We start from the raw sequence: 20024 nt of genomic DNA on the forward strand, positions 1-20024 counted from the left end.
CGGCAAACTTGCACTTGGTCTACTTTTGCACTCAGTCTACTTGAGGAGTGCCCGCATGACCGACGTCCTGATCGCCGGAGCCGGCCCGACCGGCCTGATGCTCGCCGCCGAACTCGCCCTCGCCGGGGTCGAGGTGACCGTCCTCGAAAGCCGTGAAGGACCGGGGCTCCCGCGGCCCGTCGGGCTCCAGCCCCGCACCGCGGAGCTCCTGGACCTGCGCGGCCTGGACACCAGCCCGGAGCTCGAGGGGCCGAGCGGGCACTTCGCCGGCCTGCCGGTCCCGCTCGACCACAGCGTCTGGCACACCCGCCACCCGCGAGTGCTCAACCGCACGCAGGACGACGTCGAAGCGATGCTGGCCGAGCACGCCGTGAAGCACGGCGCCGTCATCGAGCGCGACCACGAGGTGACCACGGTCGACGTCGAGGCGGACGGCGTCACGGTCGACGGGCTCCGGGCCGGCTGGCTCGTGGCCTGCGACGGCGCGCACAGCACGGTCCGGCGGCGGCTCGGGGTGCCGTTCCCCGGCCGCACCGAGACCTACGTCGCCACGCTCGCGCACGTCCGGCTCGCCGCCGCGTCCGAGCTGGTCCCGGCCCGCGTCGCGCACTTCAGCCAGGTGACGCGGCAGGCGAACGGCTACTGGTCGATGCTCACCCCGCTCGGCGACGGCGCCCATCGGTTCGTGTTCGGCTCCACGACGGCCCAGCCGGGCCGCGACGCGCCCGTGTCGGACACCGAGGTGACCGAAGCGCTGACAGCCCTCTACGGCGCCGAGACGCGCTTAGGCGAGGTGTACGGCGCTTCGCGCTTCAACGACGCGACGCGGCAGCTTGAGCGCTACCGGCACGGCCGCGTCCTGTTCGCCGGCGACGCCGCGCACATCCACCCGCCGCTCGGCGGGCAGGGGCTCAACCTCGGCGTCCAGGACGCGGTGAACCTCGGCTGGAAGCTGGCCGCGACGGTCCGCGGCACCGCGCCGGACGGCCTGCTCGACAGCTACCACGACGAGCGGCACCCGGCCGCCGGCCGCGTCCTGCGGCACACGGCGGCACAGCGCGTGTTCACCGCCCCGGACCGCGGCGAGAACGTCGAGGCGCTGCGCGAGATCGTCATCGACCTCATGCGGCAGCCGGACGGCAACCGCTACTTCAGCGGGCTGCTGTCCGGGCTCTCGCTGAGCTACCCCGGCGCGCACCGCGTCCCCGACCTCGACCTGACGACGGCGGACGGCCCGACGCGGCTTTCGGCGCTGCTGCACGACGGCCGCGGGCTGCTCCTCGACCTCGGCGACCACGCCACGCCGGCCGGCTTCCGCGGGCAGGTCCGCGTCGTCCGCGCGGCCACCGCCGACGACGGGTACCGCGGCCGGCTCCTGCTGATCCGGCCGGACGGCTACGCCGCCGACCCCGCGGACCTGGCGCGCTGGTTCGGCTAGATGTTCTCGCCCGGCGGCGCCAGGCACACGGTCCGGCGCGGCGAGCCGCCGTACATCAGCACCTTGTCGGCGGCGTCGCCGCAGACGTCTTCGCTGCCGAAGCTGGCGGTGAAGACCTGGACGCGCTCCTCCGCCGCCGGGTCGGTGCAGCTCACCTTGCCGATCAGGGCCTCGTCGTCGACGTCGCGCAGGCAGTCGCCGGTGCTGACGTTCAGGGCCAGGCAGAGCGTCCTCTCGGCGGAGCCGGTGCCGGAGATCTGGAACCGCACGTAGTCGCCGATGCTGCAGCGGGCGGACCCGCGGTAGCTGCGCTCGACCTTGTAGGCCGCGCTGTCCGTCCCGCAGCCGACGCGGTGGTAGGCGAGCTTGCTGCCGCTCTCGCGCGTCAGGTAGAGGCAGTCGCCGTCGGAGGGCGGGCCGCTGGTGCCGGCCCAGTAGATGGTCAGCGCGCCGAGCGAGCCCAGGCCCAGCGCCAGGATGACGCACGCGGCGAGCGTGATCTTCACCTTCGTCGTGAACCAGTGCGGGATCGGCCGCCGGCCGGGTGCCGCCGGCATCGGCGGCGGTGACGTCGCGTAGTCCGGCGACCGGAACGGGTTGTCGTCGAACGGTGGTGTGGTCAACGTGCCCTCCAGTGATCCCCTCGGCATGGTGTCCCACCGGCGACCCCGCGACGGGAGCGGGCCGGAGCGAGCCACGTATAACAGTAGTTGTGACTGATGGCCCGCTGATCGTCCAGTCCGACAAGACCGTGCTCCTGGAGGTCGACCACCCCCAGGCCGGCGACGCGCGCGTCGCGATCGCGCCGTTCGCCGAGCTCGAACGGGCGCCGGAGCACGTCCACACCTACCGGATCACGCCGCTGGCCTTGTGGAACGCGCGCGCCGCCGGCCACGACGCCGAGCAGGTCGTCGACGCGCTGACGACGTACTCGCGCTTCCCGGTGCCGCAGCCGCTGCTGATCGACGTCGTCGACGTGATGGGCCGGTTCGGCCGGCTGCAGATCGCCAACCACCCGGCGCACGGCCTCGTCATGTCGACCACCGACCGCGCGGTGCTGACCGAGATCTCCCGGAACAAGAAGATCAGCCCGATGCTGGGCGCGAAGATCGACGACGACACGGTCATCGTGCACCCGTCCGAGCGCGGGCGGCTGAAACAGGCGCTGCTGAAGGTCGGCTGGCCGGCCGAGGACCTCGCCGGGTACGTCGACGGCGAAGCGCACCCGATCGCGCTCGACGAGCAGAACTGGCACCTGCGCGACTACCAGCGGATGGCCGCGGAGGCGTTCTGGGCGGGCGGCTCCGGCGTCGTCGTGCTGCCGTGCGGTGCGGGCAAGACGCTGGTCGGCGCGGCGGCGATGGCTCGCGCGCAGGCCACGACGCTGATCCTGGTGACGAACACCGTCGCCGGGCGGCAGTGGAAGCGCGAGCTGATCGCGCGGACGTCGCTGACCGAGGAGGAGATCGGCGAGTACTCCGGCGAGAAGAAGGAGATCCGGCCGGTCACCATCGCGACCTACCAGGTGATCACGCGCAAGACCAAGGGCGAGTACCGCCACCTGGAGCTGTTCGACTCGCGCGACTGGGGCCTGGTCGTCTACGACGAGGTGCACCTGCTGCCGGCGCCGGTGTTCCGGATGACGGCGGACCTGCAGTCCCGCCGGCGGCTCGGCCTGACCGCGACGCTGGTGCGCGAGGACGGCCGCGAGGGCGACGTCTTCTCGCTGATCGGGCCGAAGCGCTACGACGTGCCGTGGCGCGACATCGAGGCGCAGGGCTGGATCGCGCCGGCGGAGTGCACCGAGGTCCGCGTGACGCTGACCGACGCGGAACGCCTGGACTACGCCACGGCCGAGGCCGACGAGCGGTACAAGCTGGCGGCGACGGCGCAGACGAAGACCCCGGTGATCAAGTCGATCGTGGCGAAGCACGCGGGCGAGCCGACGCTGGTGATCGGCGCGTACCTCGACCAGCTCGAGATGCTCGGCGACGAGCTCGACGCGCCGGTGATCCAGGGCTCGACCCGCAACAAGGAGCGCGAAGAGCTGTTCGACAAGTTCCGCCGCGGCGAGATCCGCACGCTGGTGGTGTCGAAGGTGGCGAACTTCTCGATCGACCTGCCCGAGGCGTCGGTGGCGATCCAGATCTCCGGGACGTTCGGTTCGCGGCAGGAAGAGGCCCAGCGGCTCGGCCGGCTCCTGCGTCCGAAGGGCGACGGCCGCCAGGCGCACTTCTACTCGATCGTCTCGCGCGACACGGTCGACACGGAGTACGCGGCGCACCGGCAGCGGTTCCTCGCGGAGCAGGGGTACGCGTACCACATCGTGGACGCGGACGACCTGCTCCGGCCGCTCTGACCTGATCGCTTTTCCGCGCGCGGCATCGCACCGAACCCGGGTGGTGCCGCGCGCGGCTTCGTCCTGCCCGTCGGCAGGTCGGCGCAGTGCCGTCCGCGGGTTCGGCGGCCACGGCGTCCCCGTTCGGCCCAGCGCATCGTCACAGGAACAACTTCCGCCACAGAAGTCTCATACATCGCGCTGACCTGCACATTTCCGGATTCACTCGAACGGATGAGCGGGCCGAACGCTGGAAATTGTCAGACCATCGAACTACTGTTCGACATGCACCAGCCGAACACAAGTTCGAGGGGACGTCCATGACGATCGCACCGCTCCGCCCCGGTACGCCCGCGCCGCCGGTCCAGACCCTGCCACCGGGATCGTGGCACGGCCGGCTGTGGGTGTCCGACCTGCCGCTGACCCGGCCCGAGCGCTACCTCGGCTGCGTGGCCGAGTTCGAGCGGTCGGGGTTGTGGCCGGTGCTGATCCCGCACGACCAGCGTTTCGCGGCGAACGGCGAGGACTGGATCGACGACCGCGGCCGCCTGGCCCCGGCGGGCCACCGGGTCGCCTCGGCGGACGCGGCGGACACCCTGTCCCGCTGGTGGGACGGCTCTTGCTGCGACGGCGCATGCCTCCGCCCGTTCGGCGCGCGCTTCCCGGGTCTGGCCAAGCGCAGCCCCCGCAGGTCCGACCCCCTGGCCGAGGCGGGCAACACAGGTTCGATCCTGTCAGCGCGCGCCCCGCACCGGCTGGGCCTGGTCCAGACCGAGCGCCCGGCGGACATCCCCGCCCTGCTGGGCTGGACGGGCATGATCAAGTGCACGGACCAGGTGGCCGAGCTGTCAGCGGTGCTACGCAGCTGGGAGGACCGTTTCGGGGCAACGCTGGTGACACTGGGGTTCGACACGCTGGAGCTGTCGGTATCAGCGCCACCACGAAACCAGGCGCGGGCGTTGACGGTAGGGGCCGAGCACCGGGCGTTCAGCCTGCCGACATTCGCGGCACAGCCGGGAAACCTGCGCGAGTACGCATCGGGGTTGGTGCAGTCGCGGCTGTGGAAGTTCTCCTGGGCATGAGCCGCAGGCGGCGGCAGCGCCGGAGGTCAGGCCGCGCGGAGTCGGGCCGGGCCGGGTCGGGTCGGGTCGGGGCAGGGGCACGGGAGCAGCGGCCGGAGCGACGGGCACCGAGCGGACGGTCGGCCAACTCAGAAAAGAGCTGGGAGGTCATCCCGTCGCCTGAGGCCGTCAAATCACTTTGAGCCAGGCCCGCAACCCACCCACCAAGGCAAGACGAAAGCGCAAGCTTGCGGGCCTGGCTCAAAGTGATAGGCCCATCCAGGCGACGGGATGACCACCCAGCGACCCACACGCGAAGGCGACATGAAAGCGACCCCGAAGGTCATCCCAGAGCCTGCCCGTCCGGCGAGGACAGTCTTTTCAACCACAGCAGCCTTCTCAACCACAGCAGCACCCGCCACCAAGACCAACCCCGCAGACCAGAGCGCGACCCGATGAGCAGGCACCACAAAGGCCCCCTCAGACGACCGTCCACAAAATCAGGTCACCTGTCCCGCCCCCCAGCCCACCTGTCCGAACAACACCACCACAGCCGAGTTTGGCCGCCCCGTCGAACGGGCATAACCCACCGCGGAAAGGCGGTGAGAGCGATCGCCGAAATCCGAATAGGCACGTCAGGATGGCGCTACCCACCTTGGCGCGGAGTCTTCTACCCGCCAGGACTGGCGCAGCGACGCGAGCTCGAACACCTCTCGCGGCGGATGAACGCCGTCGAAATCAACGGCTCCTTCTACTCGCTGCAACGCCCGGACCGATACCGAGCCTGGTTCGACGAGACCCCATCCGACTTCCTCTTCGCGGTGAAGGGCGGCCGCTTCATCACGCACATGAAGCAACTCCGAGACGTCGAGACGGCACTAGCGAACTTCTACGCGTCCGGCGTACTGGCCCTCGGCACAAAACTGGGCCCATTCCTCTGGCAGCTACCACCAAGGCTGACGTTCGACCCCGACCGGCTGGCGAACTTCTTCGCCCTCCTGCCCCGCACGACGACCGAAGCGGCCCAGCTCGCGGCCAACCACGACGACAAACTGAAGGGCACCCCCTACCTCGAAGCCGGCGCGCAAAAGCCACTACGGCACGCACTCGAGGTCCGGCACCCGAGCTTCGCCGAGCCCGCGGCGAAGGAACTCCTCCGAAGAAACGAGATCGCCCTGGTGACCGCCGACACCGCGGGCAAGTGGCCGTTCCTCGAGGACCAGACCGCGGACTTCGCCTACGTCCGCCTCCACGGCGACGAGGAGCTGTACGTCAGCGGCTATTCGGACCAGGCCCTGCGCCGGTGGGCCGACAAGATCCGGGCCTGGCACGACGGCGGGAAGCGCGACGTCCACGTCTACTTCGACAACGACGTGAAGGTCGAGGCACCCCGCAACGCCGAGACCCTGGCCGAGCTGCTCGGCATCTCCCCACCGGACGAGACACCGAACGAGACAGTGAGTGGACAGTGAGCGCCATGAGCTTGAGTAAGCACGCGGGCCGGACCGGCTTGCGTGCTGTCACTGGGGGTCGGCACGCGGGCGGTCCGCCACGCGCCACCCGGGCGGGTCAGCTCCCGGCCCCCACCAGCGCCGCCAGTTTCGCCCGCACGTCGTCCGCGTCGGGGTGACCCAGCTCCGTCAGCAGCCGCACCGAGCGGACCCAGCACTCCCGCGCCACCGCCCGATCCCCGTGGCGCAGGTGGATCGTGCCCAGCTGGGCCAGCACGTCCGCCGCCTCGTACTGCTCGCCCCGCTCGAAGAACATCGAAACCGAGTCTCGGATGCACGCGATCCCCTCGTCCACGCGGCCCAGCCCGACCAGCGCCAGGCCGCGCGTGTGCTGGGTGAACCGCGTGTCCACCGGCTCGCCGTCGGGCCCCAGCACGGCCAGCGCGGCATCCGCCAGCCGCAGCGCCTGCTCGTGGTCGCCCATCGACGTGCAGATGTCGCCCAGCGCGCGCAGCACACTCGCTTCGAACGGCCCCAGCCCCAGCTCGCGGACGATCGCCAGCGCCTGCATCCCGTGTTCGTACGCCCAGGCGTAGTCGTCGAGGTTGTGCGCCGCCATCGCCAGGTTGTACTGCGCCCGCGCCTCGCCCTCCCGCGCGCCGAGCTCGCGCTGGATCGCCAGCACCTGCTCCAGGAACCGCCGCGACTCGTCGTACTGCCGCGCGACGCCGTTGACCACGCCGAGCCCGCTGAGGATGCCCGCCTCGCCCGGCCGGTGGCCGCTCGCCTGCGCCGCTTCGAGCGCCACCGCGAACACCGAACGCCACTCGTCGAGCCGCGAGCGCGTCACGAAGTAGCTCTGCAGCAGCCAAGCCAGCTTCCAGCAGACGTCGTCACGCCGGTGCCGCGCCAGGTGGACCGCGGCGATCAGGTTGCCCGCTTCCTCGCCGAACCAGTCCAAGGCGTCGTGGTACGACGCGAAAGCCAAGCCGCCCACGAAGTCGTCGTGATCCAGCAGCCGGTAGTAGCGCTCCGGCCGCATCCGCCGTGACGCGTTCAGCGCCGACGCCAGGTACCAGCCCAGTAGCCGGTCCAAAGCGGCGTCGCGCTGCGAAGCCGAGTCGACCTGCGAAGCAACTTCGCCGGCGTACGCCCGGATGAGGTCGTGGAACTGGTAGCGGCCCGGCCGCGGCTGGGCGAGCAGGTGCGCGGCGGCCAGGGTTTCCAGCATCGGCCGGGTCGCCGCGACGTCCAGCCCGGCGACCGCGGCCGCCGCCGGCGCGGTGAAGTCGGCGCCGGTGGTCAGCCCGAGCAGCCGCAGCAACCGCGCAGCCGGCGGCTCCAGCGCCTGGTAGGAGTACGAAAGCACCGAGCGGATGTTCGTCCCTTCGCCGTCGGCGAGGTCGAACGAGCCGAGCAGGTCGGTCTCGAGCGAGTCGACGAACTCGTCGAGCGCCAGGTCGGGGAACTGCGCCGCCCGCACGGCGAGGATCCGGATCGCCAGCGGGAGCCCGCCGCAGTAGCGCACGAACCGCTCGGTCGCGCCGGGATCGCGCGCCACCCGGTCGAGGCCGATCGCCGACGCGAGCAGCTCGACGGCGTCCTCCTCGCCGAGCTCCTCCAGCGCGATCCGCCGCGCGCCGTGCGTCGCGACCAGCGCGCGCAGCTGCCAGCGGCTCGTGATCACGACCAGGCAGCCCGGCCCAGGCAGCAGCGGCCGCACCTGCTCGGTGCGGTTGGCGTTGTCGAGCAGGACCAGCAGCCGGCGTCCCGCGCTGTGCGTCCGCCAGCTCGCCGCGCGGCCGTCGAGGTCACCGGGGATCGCCTCGCACGGCACGCCGAGCGCGGTGAGCATCGCCTCCAGCGCCGCCGACGGCTCGACCGGCTCGCCGGGCCCGTAGCCGCGCAGGTTGAGGTAGACCTGCCCGCCGGGGAACCGGTCGGCGATCTCGTGCGCGAAGTGCACGGCCAGGGTCGTCTTGCCGATGCCGCCCATGCCCTCGACGGACGCGATCGGCGTCGACGTGCCCGCATCGATGGCCTCCGGCAGCAGCGCGTGCAACGCCTTGAGGTCGCACTCGCGCCCGGAGAAGACCCGCAGGTCGGCGGGCAGCTGGTGCGGCACCTGCGGTTCGGCGCCGAGCCGGTAGCGGGCCAGCCGGCCGCCGGCGGCCGCGTCGTCGTCGGCGGCACCCGTGAGGATCGCCTGGCGGGTGCGCTGCAGCGACGGCCCGGGGTCGAGGCCCAGCTCCTCGGCCAGCACACCGCTGATCCGGCGGTGGACGTCGAGCGCTTCGGCCTGCCGGCCCGACCGGTACAGCGCGACCATCAGCTGCTCGTGCAACCGCTCCCGCAGCGGGTTTTCCCTGGTCAGCCGGGTCAGCTCGGGGACGACGGTGCCGTACTCGCCGACATCGAGCAGGGCGTCCGCCCACTCCTCGCGGACGCGCAGCCGTTCTTCGGCCAGCTGCCCGACCTCGTCGCGGTGCAGCGCATCCGACTCGACGTTCAGCAGCGCCGCGCCCCGCCACTGCCCGAGCGCCTCGGCGAAGTGCGCGGCCGCTCGACGGCTTTCACCGCGGTCCATCGCGGCCTTGCCGCGGGTGGCGAGGCCGCGAAACCGGGAGAGGTCCAGCAGGTCGTCGTCGAGCTCGATCAGGTAGCCGCCGCTCTCGGTGCGGATCGCGACCTGGTCACCGAGGGCGCGGCGCAGGCGCAGCACGTACGTCTGGAGCGCGCCCTTGGAGCGGCGGCGGTCGTCGTTCCAGAGCCAGCGGCCGAGCTCGTCGACCGGCACGACCCGGTTCGCGCGCAGCAAAAGCCCGGCCAGGACGATCAGCGGCCGGCTGCCCCCGAGCGGCACCGGGTGGCCGTCTGCCGTGACCTCGGCCGGACCCAGCACGCGGAAGTCGAGGACCACGGAGTCATTCTGGCCGGAAACGCGCTGTTCGGCACCCGTTTGCCAAAGTCGGGGATGGCATGATCGGCGACGATGAAGGTCTACGCGATCCCCCTGCGCACCCGGTTCCGCGGCATCACGGTCCGCGAAGGCGTTTTGCTGCCCGGCCCGGCGGGCTGGGGCGAGTTCTGCCCGTTCGCCGACTACTCGGACGCCGAGAGCGTCCCCTGGCTGCACTCGGCGCTGGAAGCGAGCGAGACGGGCTGGCCGGCGCCGGTCCGCGACCGGGTCGAGGTGAACACGACGGTGCCGGTCGTCGGCCCCGAGAAGGCGTACGAGCTGGTCCGCGCCTCCGGCTGCCGGACGGCGAAGGTGAAGGTGGCGGACCCGCGTTCGTCGCTGACGGACGACTGCGATCGCGTGGCGGCGGTCCGCGACGCGCTCGGCCCGTCCGGCGCGGTGCGGATCGACGCGAACATGGCCTGGGACGTCGACACGGCGGTCCGCGCGATCACGGACCTCGACAAGGCGGCGGGTGGTCTGGAGTACGCGGAGCAGCCGTGCCCGACGATCGAGGACCTGGCGGCGGTCCGCCGCCGGGTGCCGGTCCGCATCGCGGCGGACGAGTCCATCCGCCGCGCGGAAGACCCGCTGAAGGTGGCGGTCGCGGGCGCGGCGGACATCGCGGTGCTGAAGGTGGCACCGCTGGGCGGCGTGCGCCGGGCGCTGGAGGTCGCGGAGGCGTGCGGGCTGCCGTGCGTGGTGTCGTCTGCGGTGGAGACGAGCGTCGGCCTGGCGGCGGGACTGGCACTGGCGGGCGCACTCCCGGAGCTGGAGTTCGCCTGCGGACTGGGGACGATCACGTTGCTGGAGGGCGACGTCTGCGCTTCCCCACTGTCCCCTGTGGACGGATACCTGCCGGTCCTGCGCCAGGCACCGGAGCCGACGGACGCCTACCCGGCGTCGGCCGACGTGCAAGCTGTGTGGGAAGCCCGGCTCAAGCGGGTGCGCGCCTTGTCGTGAGTGGGAAACAGTGTTCTGACCCTGTTTCCCACTCGCGACGTCAAGCCGCCTGCCGGGCCGAGTCGTAGGCCCGCACGAGCCACCGGTCCGCCCAGGCCCGGTCCGGCTGTTCCGGCAGCGGCGACGCGCCCCGGACCAGCCGGTCGAGCCGGTCTTCCAGCTCCGCGGCGGCCGCCACGGCTTCGTCCTGCGTGTGCTTCCCGCGCCGCAGGTCGCGCAGCCAGGTCAGCCAGGGTTCGGCGATCGGCAGCGTCATCCGGCCGGTCTCGAGCAGCTCGACACCCTGGACGCCCAGCCGCACCATGTGCATGGCGTACTTGGTGTCGAAGCCGTACTTCTCGATCAGCTCCGGCCGGTTGACCTTGATCGCGCCCTCGAGCATCCGCTGCCGCTGGGTCCGCAGATAGCCGGCGAACCTCGAGCCCGCCTGCCGTGACACGACCCGGTCCGCGTGCGCGCGCAGCTCGTGACCCAGCTCGGTGATCCGCACGATCTCGTTCTCGGGAACGAAAAGCGGCAGCAGGATCGTCGGGTTCCCGGTGAGCGCCAAGCGCATCCACTTGCGCAGCGAGTAGACGATCAGGTCCAGATCGCCGGGCCCGGACCGGACGCCTTCGGGCTGGGTGCGGAAGACGTACTGCTCGAACCGCCGCAACCCGCTGACGTACTCGGCCGGCTCCACGCACAGCCCCATTTCGTCGCGGTCGTCCTGACCGTCGACGGCGGTACCGTGCAGGCCGGACCCGACCTGGCAGCGCAGGATCGTGCCCCGCTCGGCGATCGCGGCGAACTCCGGGGTGTCGTGCTTCATGGTCCGAAGTTGTACCCGGCGACCGACCTTGCGAGCACGTGGTTTCCCCGAGGTCAAGTTCAGGGTCCGGATCCGGGCCCTTCCCGATGTTGCCGAGCACCCGCGAAAGCCACCATTGAGCCATGACGAACAGCGTGTACGCCCCCGAAACCAAGAAGCTCCGCCGCAGCACGAGCGACAAGATGCTCACCGGTGTCTGCGGTGGCTGGGCCACCTACCTCGGCATCGACGCCAGCGTGCTCCGCATCGGCATGGTCGCCGCCGTTTTCCTCTCCGTCGGGATCGCCATTCCGGTCTACGTCGCCGCCGCGATCCTGACTCCCGAAGAAGGCTCCTGACCCCGGGCGGGCGCCGGCTCGCAGGGGGAGCCGGTGCCCGCCGGATGATCGGGGGTGCGCTGATGAACGGCCCGGACGCCAAGGGGACGTCCGGGCCGTTCGGCTCAGCGCAGTACGCCGACCAGCCCAAAAGGACGACGTGAACCCCGTACGAGGGGTTAGGGTTCGCGGTCGTGGATCAAGGGAGCAGACAGGCCGCGAAGATCGTGGTCGGGATCTTGGGCGGGCTCTATCTGATCGCCGGGCTGGGGCTGACCGCCTTGGCCGCCTTCTTCGCGCTCGCCTTCAACGACACCGGCAGCGCGAGCGTCACGAAGACCGTGCTCTACACGGCCGCGGCGGTGGCGATCTGGATCCTGCTCACCGGGATCGGCGCGATCGTCGTCGCGCTGGAAGCGGAAGAAGCGAGCACCGCCTGGCTCGGGGGCCTCGGTGTGCTCGCGCTCGGCGTCGTGATCGTCGGCGCGTTCGCCGTCTGGTTCTTCACGAAACCATAGAAAAAGCCCGGCCCGCCGAAGCGGACCGGGCTTTTCCGGTGAAGCGACCGAACTCAGAAGTCCATGCCACCCATGCCACCGGACGGGTCGGCGGGAGCGGCCGAAGCCTTCTCCGGCTTGTCCGCCACGACGGCCTCGGTGGTCAGGAACAGCGCCGCGATGGACGCGGCGTTCTGCAGCGCGGAGCGGGTGACCTTCGTCGGGTCCGGCACGCCGGCGGCGAGCAGGTCCTCGTAGACACCCGTGGCGGCGTTGAGGCCGTGACCCTGCGGCAGGCCCTTGACCTTCTCCACGACGACGCCGCCTTCGAGGCCGGCGTTGATCGCGATCTGCTTGAGCGGGGCCTCGACGGCCACCTTGACGATGTTGGCGCCAGTGGCCTCGTCGCCCTCGAGCTTCAGGCCCGCGAACGCGGCTTCGGCAGCCTGGATGAGAGCGACGCCACCACCGGCGACGATGCCCTCTTCAACGGCGGCCTTGGCGTTGCGCACTGCATCCTCGATGCGGTGCTTGCGCTCCTTGAGCTCGACCTCGGTCGCGGCGCCGGCCTTGATGACGGCCACGCCGCCGGCCAGCTTCGCGAGCCGCTCCTGCAGCTTCTCGCGGTCGTAGTCCGAGTCCGAGTTGTCGATCTCGGCGCGGATCTGGTTGACGCGACCCTGGATCTGGTCGGCGTCGCCCGCACCCTCGACGATGGTCGTCTCGTCCTTGGTGATGACGGCCTTGCGAGCCTTGCCCAGCAGGGCGAGGTCCGCGTTCTCCAGCTTGAGGCCGACGTCCTCGGAGATGACCTGGCCACCGGTCAGGATCGCGATGTCCTGCAGGATCGCCTTGCGGCGGTCACCGAAGCCCGGGGCCTTGACGGCGACGGACTTGAAGGTGCCGCGCATCTTGTTGACGATGAGGGTGGCCAGGGCCTCGCCCTCGACGTCCTCGGCGATGATCAGCAGCGGCTTGCCGGACTGGATGACCTTCTCCAGCAGCGGCAGGACGTCCTTGACGGTGGAGATCTTCGAGCCGAAGAGGAGGATGTAGGGGTCCTCCAGCTCGGCTTCCTGACGCTCCGGGTCGGTGACGAAGTAACCCGAGATGTAGCCCTTGTCGAAGCGCATGCCCTCGGTGAGCTCGAGCTCGAGACCGAAGGTGTTGCTCTCCTCGACGGTGACGACGCCTTCCTTGCCGACCTTGTCCAGCGCCTCGGCGATCAGCTCGCCGATGGTGCGGTCAGCGGCCGAGATCGAGGCGGTAGCAGCGATCTGCTCCTTGGTCTCGATCTGGACGGCCATCTTGTGCAGCTGCTCGGTGATGGCCTCGACAGCCGCCTCGATGCCGCGCTTCAGGCTGATCGGGTCGGCTCCGGCCGCGACGTTGCGCAGGCCTTCCTTGACCAGGGCCTGGGCGAGCACGGTGGCGGTGGTGGTGCCGTCACCCGCGACGTCGTCGGTCTTCTTGGCAACTTCCTTGACGAGCTCGGCCCCGATCTTCTCCCACGGGTCTTCGAGCTCGATCTCCTTGGCGATGGAGACGCCGTCGTTGGTGATGGTCGGCGCGCCCCACTTCTTTTCGAGCACGACGTTCCGGCCCCGCGGGCCGAGGGTCACCTTGACGGCTTCGGCGAGGATGTTCAAGCCACGCTCGAGACCGCGGCGGGCGTCCTCGTCGAACGCGATCAGTTTGGCCATTGCGGTGTGGTCCTCCGGTATTGGGCGCCACCGCCGCGCTGCGCTGTTGGGTGTTCCAGTTACTGCAGCGGCGGCAGCAGGACTCTTCCTCGGCCAGGCTCGGTGCCCGCGACGGACGACTGGACCCGGGTGGGGGCCAGCCTCACCGTCCCGACCTTCAAGCACGCGGCCGGTGGCCGCGTGCTTGGCACTCAACGGCGTCGAGTGCCAAGTCCGTGTTTAGCACTCTGCGAGGGAGAGTGCAAGAAGGCCAGCTCAGCGCGGCACGATCAAGCGGTGCTCAGTTGCCCGGCTTGATGGAGATCGACGTCGGTGGGGCGTTCAGCGACGATGTCGGGTTGCCCTGCGAGTCGCCGGGGCCGACCGGGATGTTCGGGGCCGTCGTCGTGCCGCCGCCACCGCCGCCACTGTCGCTGAACAGGAAGATCGCGCCCACGACCAGGCCCGCCAAGACCAGGATGCCGAGAGCGATGAAGATCCACTTCTTGCCGCCGCCGCCCGACGGCTGGTGGAACGCGCCCGCGCCGCCCGCAGGCATCGGGGGGCGCAGCCGCATCGGGTCCTGGCCGTAGCCCTGCGGGGGCATCCCCGGCTGCTGCGGGTAGCCGTACCCCGGCGGCGGCCCTGGTGGCATCCCCTGGGGCGGCCCCTGCTGGGGATAGCCGTAGCCGGGCGGCGGGCCCTGCGGCGGCATGCCCTGCGGCGGCCCCTGCGGCCCGGGCTGCTGCCCGTAGCCCGGCTGCTGTCCTCCGTACGGATGCACGGGGGCCCCCTCTCCCTGCGGTGCGCTGTTCTGGTGCGGCCCCTGTTGTACCTGACCGTGGCGCTGCGGCGCGGGGATTCCCCCCGAATTGGACCCGGGTGGGCCCGGTGGGGTGTCGGACGCCGCCAGGGGGCCGAGCGCGCGGCGGGCGGCCGCGATCATCTCGACGCAGCTGGGGTAGCGGTCCGCGGGGCTCTTCGCCATCCCCTTCCGGATGACCTCGTCGATCGCCGGCGGCAGCGCGACGACCCGGGAGATCGCCGGCGGGTCGCCGTTGAGGTGGCCCTTGATCACCGTCGGCACGTCGCCCTTGAACGGCGGGCTCCCCGTCAGGCACGCGTACAGGACGCAGGTCAGCGCGTACTGGTCGGTGCGCCCGTCCAGCGGCTCGCCGCGCAGGTGCTCGGGCGCCGCGTACGTCGGCGAACCGAGGAAGTCGCCGCCGCGCGTCCGGTGCCCCGTCGCGCCGCGGCGGGTCAGCCCGAAGTCGGCGACGTACACGTGCTCGCGCGAGGTCTCCTTCTTCGTCACGAGCACGTTGGCCGGCTTGACGTCGAGGTGGACCAGACCACGGTTGTGCAGCGTGTCGAGAGCGTCCGCGACCTGGTCGAGCATCGTCAGGGTGCGCGCGGGCCCGATGGCCCCGCCGGAGATCAACCCGGCGAGATCGCCGCCGTCGACCATGCGCATGGCGATGTAGAGCATGCCGTCGAGCTCGCCGAAGTCGTAGAGCGGCACGACGTTGGCGTGGTCGATCGCGGACGTGTTGCGCGCCTCGTCGACGAACCGTTCGCGGAACTCGGCGTCGGCCCCGAGGTGGTCACCGATGACCTTCAGCGCCACCTTCCGGCCGAGCCGCACGTCGGTGGCCTTGTAGGTCACGCTCATGCCGCCCTTGCCGAGCACCCCGTCGATGCGGTAGTTGCCCAGCCGGCGACCGGTGAGGTCCCCCGACACTTCGCCTGTCACGCCCGGCAGCCTAACGTCCCTGGTTCCCAGCTTGCCGGGGGTTCGCCAATCGGGTGATCCGTGTCCTTACGAGACCTTCCGCACCTCCGCGGCTTGACTCCGCCCGTCACGCCCGGACTGGACTTCGAACTCGACGCGGTCACCTTCGTCCAAAGTGCGGAATCCATCGGCCTGAATGGCCGAATAGTGGACGAACACGTCCGGTCCTTCGGTGGATTCGATGAACCCGTAGCCCTTTTCCGAGTTGAACCATTTGACGGTGCCGACAGCCACGGCGCCCTCCCTCAGCACAAAGGATCCGCTGGCCCGAGCGGATGCCAGCGGCGGAAGTGTCAATCACGCTACCGGAATTATTCCCCTCGGCAATGGGCAATTCGTCCGAAGATCACGAGCGGGAAAGGCGGCTGTTCCGCGCTTGCACGAGCACCGTCCCGGGACCCGCGAAGTCGACCGCGAGCCCTTCACCCGTGCGCAGCGACTGCGGCCCGCCGGGATCGAGCGCCCGCAACCGGCACTGCACGGTGTCGGGGTAGGCCAGCAGGTAGTCCGGCCGGACGGTGACCAGCTCGCCCTGCCCGAGCTCGAACGCGTCGACCGGGCCGGGCGCGGCCAGCACGAGCGGCCCGGTGCCGCTGTAGTGCTCGAGGAACCCGGAGTCGGCGCCGAAGAGCTGCTGCAGCGGCGCCCAGCCCGGGTCGTGCCGGGCCGACGACGGCCGCACCAGCACGGCTTCGCGGTGCACCGACCAGCCCGTGCCGCCGCCCAGCTCGAGCGGGTAGACGTCGCCGGGGCGCAGCGGCGCGAAGTCGATCCAGCCGCCGTCCGAAGGCGCGGTGTAGACCACCGCCGCGGACTTGCCCGTGCGGACGCCGCCGCGGCCGGCCGGCGCCTCGGTGACGCCGAAGCGGCTGGCGAGCAGCGTCTCGGGCGCGGCCTGCACGGACTCGCCCGCGTCGAGCAGGATGCGGGCGACGCCGAAGCCGGGGGTGTGCCGGGTCTGGACGCGCATCAGCGGGACGGTACGTGCGAGACGATCCAGCTGACCAGAGCCGACGGGTTGCGCGTCTGCGTCATGATCTGGCCGGGACCGACGAAGTCGAACACGAGGCCTTCGCCACTCTTCATGGACTGGATGATGCCCGTCGCGACCTTCCGGATCTGGTACTGCACGGTGTCGGCGTACGCGACGACGTGGCCGGTGTCGACGGTGACCATCTCGCCCTGCTGCAGCGTGATGGTCTCGACCGCGCCGTAGCAGGCGACGAGCAGCTGGCCCTGGCCGGTGGCGTGGGTCAGGAACCCGCCTTCGCCGCCCATCAGGTTCTTCATCCCGCCCCACTTGGTCTCGGTCTGCACGCCGTGCGACGACGCGAGCCAGCAGCCGCGGGTGACAGCCCAGCCGGTCCGGCCGTCGAGGGGGATCACCTGGATGTCGCCGGGGAGGTTGGCCGCGACGTCGACCCAGCCGCCGTTCTGCGGCGCGGTGAAGGTGGAGATGAAGAAGGACTCGCCGGAGAGGAACGCGCGCCCGAGGCCCTTCATGATCCCGCCCTGGGACTGCGACTGGACCTGCACGCCGTAGCTGGTTGCCATCATGGCGCCGGATTCGACCTGGCACGGCTCACCGGGCGCCAGCATCAGCCGGGCGACGGCGAACGAGGGCTGTTGACGGACTCCGACCTGCATGCAGTGCTCCCCTACGGCGTGCTCGTGACGGGGCAGAGTCTTGCACGCCGTCCCAAGGCGGGGAGGATGGTCCGGTGATCTCCGTCGACGACTACCGCGACCGGGTTGCCGCGCTCCTGGGCACCTCCCCCGCCACCGCCCTGCCCCTCGCCGCCGCGGCCGGCCTCGTCCTGGCCGAGGACGTGCGGGCCGGCGTTTCCCTCCCGCCCTTCGACAACTCGGCGATGGACGGCTACGCGGTCCGCGCCGCCGACATCGGCGAAGTGCCGGTGACCCTGCCGGTCGCCGACGACATCCCGGCCGGCCGCGTCGACGTCGGGACGCTGGAACCGGGCACGGCGCACCGGATCATGACCGGCGCGCCGATGCCGCCCGGCGCGGACGCCGTCGTGATGGTCGAGGACACCGACGGTGGCACCGAGACCGTGACGATCTCCGCCGCGGCCAAGGAAGGCGCGCACATCCGGCACTCCGGCGAGGACGTCCTCGAAGGCACCCTCGCGCTGCACGCCGGGACGGTGCTGGGCCACTCCCAGCTGGGCCTGGCGGCCGCGGTCGGGCTCGCCGAGGTGCTGGTGCACCGGCCGCTGCGGGTGGTGGTCGCCTCAACCGGCACCGAGCTGATCGACGCGCCGGCGCCGCTGCGGCACGGCCAGATCTACGAGTCCAACAGCGTGATGCTCGCCGCGGCGGTCCGCGACCTCGGCTGCGAGGTCGACGTCGTCCGCAGCGTCGTCGACGACGTCGAGGAGTTCCGCAAGGTCATCGAGCCGAAGCTGGCCGGCGCCGACCTGCTGGTCACCTCCGGCGGGGTCAGCGCGGGCGCGTACGAAGTGGTGAAGGACGCGCTGACCGGCCAGGGCGTCGAGTTCGCGAAGATCGCGATGCAGCCGGGCGGGCCGCAGGGCTGCGGGCGCTGGCAGGGCGTGCCGGTGGTGACGCTGCCCGGCAACCCCGTGAGCGTCCTCGTGTCGTTCGAGGCGTTCCTGCGCCCGGCGCTGCTGACGGCGATGGGCCACACCGACGTCTCGCGGCGGCGGGTGCGGGCCCGGCTGACCGAGGCGATGTCCTCCCCGGGCGGCCGCCGCCAGTACCGCCGCGGGGTGTTCACGCCGTCCGACCGGGAGGTCACCGGGGTCGTCGGGCCGCGCGGCGGGCCGGGCTCGCACCTGCTCGCGGCGTTCACGCAGGCCAACTGCCTGATCGTGCTGCCGGAGGACGTCACATCGGCTGCGGTTGGCGACGAGGTGGACGTCCTGCTGCTCTGACCGGGAAGTCGCGCAGCTTCCGGAACGGCGCGAGCAGCGGGAGCGCCGCGATCAGCAGCACGGCGGCGACCCAGAGCGTCTCGCGGACGCCGATCGCCTCGCCCAGCGCGCCACCGAGCACCCCGGCCAGCGGGATCGTGCCGTAGGCGACGAGGGACGCGCTCGAGGTGATCCGGCCGAACAGCTCGGGCGGGCAGTAGCGCTGGCGGAACGTCGCGGTCAGCACGTTCGAAGCGACGACGCCTGCGCAGACGCCGAAGTCCGCGAGCACGAACAGCACCAGGCCACCGCCCGGACCGGCGAGCGGGCCGAGCAGCATCATCGGCGCCGCGAAGGCCTCGCAGAGCAGGAACGCCCTCGCGGCGCCGAAGCGCGCGCCGAGCCGGCCGGCCAGCGCCGCGCCGACCACCCCGCCCACCGCGGCCAGGGCCAGGACCAGGCCAACGAGGCCGGGCCCGGCGCCGAGCGTGCGGGACAGGAAGACGATCTGGATGGAGGAGTACCCGGTCAGCGCGAGGTTCGAGGCGGCGGCGAAGGCCATCATCGACCGCAGGTACCGGTCACCGGCGACGAACCGCAGTCCTTCGGCGATCTGGCTGCGCATCGGCGTGCGCTCGGCGGGGACGACGGTCTCGCGCACCCGGATCGACCGCACGCACAGCACGGAGATCCCGAAGCTGACCGCGTCCGCGAGGATCCCGCTGACCGGGCCGAACGCCTGCGCCAGCAGCCCGGCCAGGCCCGGCCCCGCGACCTGCGTCGCGGACTCGCTGCCCTGCAGCTTGGCGTTGGCTCCCAGGAGGTCGTCCGGGCCGAGCAGGACGGGCAGGTACGCGCGGTAGGCGAGGCTGAAGAAGACCTTGGCGGCGCCGCCGAGCAGGGCCGCGCCCAGCAGGTACGGCATCGTCAGCACGCCGAACGCGGCGGCGACCGGGACGCTGGCGAACACGGCCATCGACACGGCGTTGCAGACCAGCATCACGGGACGCTTCGGCAGCCGGTCGACCCAGGCGCCGGCCGGCAGCCCGATCACCAGCCACGGCAGCCACGCGACCGCGGTCAGCACGCCGACCTGGAAGGTGCTCGCCTGCAGCGTGAGCACCGCGACCAGCGGCAACGCCGTGCTCGCGACCATGCTGCCGAGCATGCTCGTGGTCTCGCCGGTCCAGAGCAGCCGGAAGTCCCTGTTCCCCCAGAGCCCCTTCACGGCTTGCCCAGCGAAGTCCGCGCGGCGAAGAAGACCGGACGGCGTTCGACGCCGTCACCCGGTTCGGTCCGGTTCTCGAACTCGGCCAGCAGCAGGAGGACCCGCTCGTTCAGCTCCTCGAGCTCGCCGGCGGACAAGCGCATCCAGGTGTCCGTGCTGGACGCCACGCCCCGCCACTCCGGCGGGTAGGTGTCGCGCGTCGCGATCCACTCGCGCGCGATCGCCATCTGATGGTCGAGGGTGAGCACCTCGGCGGCCTCGGCCACCGGGTCGTCCGGGAAGTCCGCGGCCGCCCACCGGAGCGTCTTCGCGGAGCGCTTCCACCAGCGTTCCCGCTGGTCACGCGCCAGCTCGGGGGCCTCCTCGACCAGCTTGGCCGCGGCCAGCACCTTCATGTGGTGGCTGATGTTGCCGACCGCCTGGTCGGTCTTGCCCGCCAGGATCGACGCCGTGGCCGGCCCGTCCAGGTGGAGCAGTTCCATCAGCCGCCGCCGCAGCGGGTGCGACACCGCCGCCAGCACCTTGGAATCCCGGATGTTCCGGACCTCATCGCTCATGACGCACAAGAGTAGTTGTACAACAGCTCTTGTGCA

The 20024-nt window shown here is 71.3% G+C and carries 18 protein-coding genes; 8 read left to right on the plus strand and 10 right to left on the minus strand.

The annotated features are described in order from the left end of the window. Window positions 1-55: 55 nt before the first annotated feature. Window positions 56-1438 carry an FAD-dependent monooxygenase gene (locus AB0C38_RS40095; protein WP_360683332.1) on the plus strand — a complete coding sequence of 461 codons (1383 nt, stop codon included), beginning with the start codon at window positions 56-58 and terminating at the stop codon, window positions 1436-1438. Here AB0C38_RS40095 and AB0C38_RS40100 read toward each other — a convergent pair. After that, window positions 1435-2061, minus strand: coding sequence for a hypothetical protein (locus tag AB0C38_RS40100; protein WP_360683335.1), 627 nt, complete (start codon window positions 2059-2061; stop codon window positions 1435-1437). The genes AB0C38_RS40095 and AB0C38_RS40100 overlap by 4 nt on opposite strands. An 89-nt stretch (window positions 2062-2150) precedes the next feature. On the opposite strand from AB0C38_RS40100, the gene AB0C38_RS40105 reads away from it, so the two are divergent. The 3 genes from AB0C38_RS40105 to AB0C38_RS40115 all read left to right on the plus strand — a co-directional run bounded on the left by AB0C38_RS40105 (window position 2151) and on the right by AB0C38_RS40115 (window position 6309). Then, window positions 2151-3797: a DNA repair helicase XPB gene (locus tag AB0C38_RS40105; RefSeq protein WP_360683338.1), complete on the plus strand. Its 1647-nt coding sequence runs from the start codon at window positions 2151-2153 to the stop codon at window positions 3795-3797. 299 nt (window positions 3798-4096) lie between these two features. Continuing rightward, window positions 4097-4858 (plus strand): DUF4253 domain-containing protein, encoded by a 762-nt coding sequence (locus AB0C38_RS40110; RefSeq protein WP_360683341.1) that lies wholly within the window; start codon window positions 4097-4099, stop codon window positions 4856-4858. Between the two features lie 581 nt (window positions 4859-5439). Then, window positions 5440-6309 (plus strand): DUF72 domain-containing protein, encoded by an 870-nt coding sequence (locus AB0C38_RS40115; RefSeq protein ID WP_360683343.1) that lies wholly within the window; start codon window positions 5440-5442, stop codon window positions 6307-6309. 97 nt (window positions 6310-6406) lie between these two features. On the opposite strand, the gene AB0C38_RS40120 is transcribed toward AB0C38_RS40115, so the two are convergent. Beyond that, the gene (locus AB0C38_RS40120; RefSeq protein WP_360683346.1) at window positions 6407-9208 is read right to left on the minus strand and encodes a BTAD domain-containing putative transcriptional regulator; all 2802 of its coding nucleotides are present in this window, start codon (window positions 9206-9208) and stop codon (window positions 6407-6409) included. A 72-nt stretch (window positions 9209-9280) separates the two neighbouring features. Here AB0C38_RS40120 and AB0C38_RS40125 point away from each other — a divergent pair, with 72 nt between their 5' ends. Beyond that, window positions 9281-10210: an o-succinylbenzoate synthase gene (locus AB0C38_RS40125; RefSeq protein WP_360683349.1), complete on the plus strand. Its 930-nt coding sequence runs from the start codon at window positions 9281-9283 to the stop codon at window positions 10208-10210. A 40-nt stretch (window positions 10211-10250) separates the two neighbouring features. On the opposite strand, the gene AB0C38_RS40130 is transcribed toward AB0C38_RS40125, so the two are convergent. Beyond that, the gene (locus AB0C38_RS40130) at window positions 10251-11021 is read right to left on the minus strand and encodes a nucleotidyltransferase domain-containing protein (RefSeq protein ID WP_360683352.1); all 771 of its coding nucleotides are present in this window, start codon (window positions 11019-11021) and stop codon (window positions 10251-10253) included. A 122-nt stretch (window positions 11022-11143) separates the two neighbouring features. On the opposite strand from AB0C38_RS40130, the gene AB0C38_RS40135 reads away from it, so the two are divergent. Together AB0C38_RS40135 and AB0C38_RS40140 are read left to right on the plus strand one after the other, a co-directional pair. Further along, window positions 11144-11359: a PspC domain-containing protein gene (locus tag AB0C38_RS40135; RefSeq protein WP_360683355.1), complete on the plus strand. Its 216-nt coding sequence runs from the start codon at window positions 11144-11146 to the stop codon at window positions 11357-11359. Between the two features lie 173 nt (window positions 11360-11532). After that, window positions 11533-11856 (plus strand): hypothetical protein, encoded by a 324-nt coding sequence (locus AB0C38_RS40140; protein ID WP_360683358.1) that lies wholly within the window; start codon window positions 11533-11535, stop codon window positions 11854-11856. Between the two features lie 53 nt (window positions 11857-11909). Here the strand turns inward: AB0C38_RS40140 and groL are convergent, their stop codons facing one another. The 5 genes from groL to AB0C38_RS40165 form a co-directional block, all read right to left on the minus strand. Then, the gene (groL, locus tag AB0C38_RS40145) at window positions 11910-13538 is read right to left on the minus strand and encodes a chaperonin GroEL (protein WP_360683361.1); all 1629 of its coding nucleotides are present in this window, start codon (window positions 13536-13538) and stop codon (window positions 11910-11912) included. A 280-nt stretch (window positions 13539-13818) separates the two neighbouring features. Next, window positions 13819-15270 (minus strand): serine/threonine-protein kinase, encoded by a 1452-nt coding sequence (locus AB0C38_RS40150; protein WP_360683364.1) that lies wholly within the window; start codon window positions 15268-15270, stop codon window positions 13819-13821. Window positions 15271-15336: 66 nt separating this feature from the next. Continuing rightward, window positions 15337-15543: a cold-shock protein gene (locus AB0C38_RS40155; protein ID WP_284749612.1), complete on the minus strand. Its 207-nt coding sequence runs from the start codon at window positions 15541-15543 to the stop codon at window positions 15337-15339. Between the two features lie 112 nt (window positions 15544-15655). After that, window positions 15656-16279, minus strand: coding sequence for an AIM24 family protein (locus tag AB0C38_RS40160; RefSeq protein WP_360683368.1), 624 nt, complete (start codon window positions 16277-16279; stop codon window positions 15656-15658). After that, on the minus strand, window positions 16279-16956 hold the full coding sequence (locus tag AB0C38_RS40165; RefSeq protein WP_360683371.1) for a TIGR00266 family protein: 678 nt from the start codon (window positions 16954-16956) through the stop codon (window positions 16279-16281). The genes AB0C38_RS40160 and AB0C38_RS40165 overlap by 1 nt, the downstream gene beginning before the upstream one ends. Before the next feature lie 74 nt (window positions 16957-17030). Between AB0C38_RS40165 and glp the strand changes: the two genes are divergently transcribed. Beyond that, window positions 17031-18224, plus strand: a complete 1194-nt coding sequence (gene glp, locus AB0C38_RS40170) for a gephyrin-like molybdotransferase Glp (RefSeq protein ID WP_360683374.1) — start codon at window positions 17031-17033, stop codon at window positions 18222-18224. On the opposite strand, the gene AB0C38_RS40175 is transcribed toward glp, so the two are convergent. Both AB0C38_RS40175 and AB0C38_RS40180 read right to left on the minus strand, forming a co-directional pair. Then, window positions 18178-19431: an MFS transporter gene (locus AB0C38_RS40175; protein ID WP_360683377.1), complete on the minus strand. Its 1254-nt coding sequence runs from the start codon at window positions 19429-19431 to the stop codon at window positions 18178-18180. The two genes, glp and AB0C38_RS40175, sit on opposite strands and share 47 nt — an antisense overlap. Beyond that, window positions 19428-19988, minus strand: a complete 561-nt coding sequence (locus tag AB0C38_RS40180) for a helix-turn-helix domain-containing protein (RefSeq protein ID WP_360683380.1) — start codon at window positions 19986-19988, stop codon at window positions 19428-19430. The genes AB0C38_RS40175 and AB0C38_RS40180 overlap by 4 nt, the downstream gene beginning before the upstream one ends. Between the last annotated feature and the right edge of the window lie 36 nt (window positions 19989-20024).

Origin of the sequence: Amycolatopsis sp. NPDC048633 (assembly GCF_040650695.1) — a bacterium.
Taxonomy (GTDB): domain Bacteria; phylum Actinomycetota; class Actinomycetes; order Mycobacteriales; family Pseudonocardiaceae; genus Amycolatopsis.